This window comes from Flavobacterium sp. (assembly GCF_043773265.1).
Lineage (GTDB): Bacteria > Bacteroidota > Bacteroidia > Flavobacteriales > Flavobacteriaceae > Flavobacterium.
This window is the reverse complement of sequence record NZ_JAYVFH010000006.1, coordinates 1-2548: the sequence shown is the minus strand read 5'-3', so window position 1 is coordinate 2548 and position 2548 is coordinate 1. Positions and strand designations below refer to the sequence as shown.

Below are 2548 nucleotides of genomic sequence, written 5' to 3'. Positions count from 1 at the left end.
CTTTTTTTGTTTCAATCATATTTTTTTTTTAAAAGTTTTCGGTATATTTGTTTACGTCAGTGTGTGAAAATCGCCACTGAACGCAAGTGGCGACACGTTATGCACAAGTTGAAAACCCCTATTATGGAAAGCAAAATTTATTATTTTATAGACAACTTGACAGAGAATGATCCAAAGGAAGAAATAATAATATCGGAAAACTTGGTTTTAAAAAATGTTCCTGATAATCTCCTATTATCTTTAAAAATCAACATAAAGCAGTATATCTGTAATAGTAGATTACCACAAATATTTAAAAATGAATTTTCTAATACCTTTCATGAGTTTGAAAAAGTTAAAGACATTCCTCCAAATGGAATACAGACTAAACAACGTGTAAAAGAAGATTTTCGCTATTTAGTTCTAGAAGAATCAAATTCTAATAGATATAACTTAATTTATCCAAAGGCTTTTTCATTAGCTGAAAAAGATTACTTCATTCCTTTTGCATTTTCAAATCATGACAATGGAGTTAGCATAAAAGTATCATTCAGTGAATTGTGTATTTTCACTTACTATAATGAACTAAGTGTAATTCAACCGTGGCGTAAAAGACAGAACCCAAATAGTTTCTCAGAAAGTGACAAAAAAGAAGTTATTGAATATATTAATTTACTGAATGAATTCGAAAAAATTAAAGAAGATTTTCCATTCATAAATAAGGCATTAAACGATTTCTTCTTAACGCGTGAAGTTTCTGACTATTCTGTTTTTAAAATAGTTAGCTATATTGCTTGTCTAGAAATGTTACTTGTTGACAGTAGTCAAGAGAGACTTAAATCTATAACTGTTCAATTGCAAACTAAGTTAAGTTTATTAAATAATCAGTTTGAAAAACCTATAATAATTTCGGATTACATAAAAGGTCCAGATACTTTAAAACTTGGAAATGTTATAGAAGTCTTTTACAACTATAGAAGTTCAATCGCACATGGAAATTTTCTAGACTTTAAAAAAAAATTACAACTATTAGAAGCAGTTTCAGAAAATGAAATATTTATTTTTATCAAAACAGTTTTAAAAAAAACTTTAATATATGCTTTAAAAAATCCGGAATTAGTTAGAGATTTAAAAGAGTGCTAATCAACCTGTGCATAACAGCGGTTTTAAGAAATTGGGGTTTTGTGGTATGTTCACGTTCACGTTTCGCGAGAATTTCTATCTTTAACAGAAAATAATCAGTTCCGAACTTCGCAACTGACGAGAAGCGGCGGAACGTTAACTGATACCTTTGAGCTACACAAAACTCAATAGAAACGCAAAAAAGAAAAAGAATGACAGAAGACGAAAGAAAATATTATGAAAAACTAAAATCAAATCGAAATGATTATAATTTTGATAGATTATTTTTTATCGACCAAAACGATAGTGTTCAACCAAACGAAGGTGTTTGGTTTAGATTAATTGGAGATATTCCTATGTTTGAAAATACATCACAAAAGAGATCTGATTTAGAAAAAAGTGTAATAAATGAAATTGATAATCATCCTTTAAACCAAATTAGAAGTGCTAAAACTGGAGAACAAATTTTAGATGAAATGTGGGCATCAACTCCATTTGGCGACCCAAATAGTCCATTTTTTAAAGACCGAAAAAAGAAAAAAGAAAAAAAACTTGAAATTCAATTTTATTCTTGTTCGGAAGACACAGAGAATTATAATTTTAGATTCATTATCACAAATAAAGATTTAGATTCAAGACGTGCAAACTTTTTTATAGACGAAATAAATAATGTTTTACCAAATACAACAATTTGTTCAAAAACATTAAATTTAGGTTCAATGGAACGTTCCACGTTTGATACTAAGGTTAATAGAAAAGAAATAAAAAAATTAAATCCAAATTTTGAATTTGGTGGTTTTGAATTTAAAGCATTTCTATTATGTGACGGACTTTCAGCAGAAACGAATAAGTTTACTTTAGGTTCTAAAAAAACAGAAAGCAACAAAACTAAACAGGAAGAATGCCTATGCAAAAAAAGAGAATATACTGCTGATGATATAAAATATATAGTTACAGAATTAAGAAAACTTGATACTAGACAAATTAGTTGGAATCCTAAAGACAAAAATGGAAACAGAACTTATAAAGATTTAGATGGAAAAGTTGTTCCAAGTACAGACAGAGGAGTTAGTCCCAATCCAAAATTTAAATTGAATTTAATAACTATTGAACAATCTGTTTTTGATGATATTGCAGAAGATGGAAAGAAAAATGAAGATAGATTATTTCTAAAAAAATCTAATGATTTGAATGTAAGAGTAAGCGAAGCAAATTACCGTGAATTTGCAAAACAAATAAACAATACTCTAAAGAAATATGATATAAACACTTGTGTCAGAAAAATTCATTTTTTTGCTCAACTATACCACGAAACTCAAAAATTAACTACTACTTACGAGTTTGAACCAATCGGTAATATCTCAGGTGGAGATTATTATCGAGGTAGAGGATTAGCACACCTTACTCACGATTATAACTATCTCCATTATTACGATTATAGATTTAA

2 protein-coding genes are annotated in these 2548 nt (G+C 28.3%); both read left to right on the top strand.

The window, feature by feature from the left end; translation table 11 throughout:
* Positions 1-123 precede the first annotated feature (123 nt).
* Complete coding sequence (locus tag ACH2BO_RS00340; protein WP_395042765.1) at positions 124-1122, top strand: hypothetical protein; 999 nt, start codon at positions 124-126, stop codon at positions 1120-1122.
* Between the two features lie 191 nt (positions 1123-1313).
* The coding region (locus ACH2BO_RS00335) for a hypothetical protein (RefSeq protein ID WP_395042764.1) at positions 1314-2548 on the top strand (1235 nt) is incomplete at its 3' end.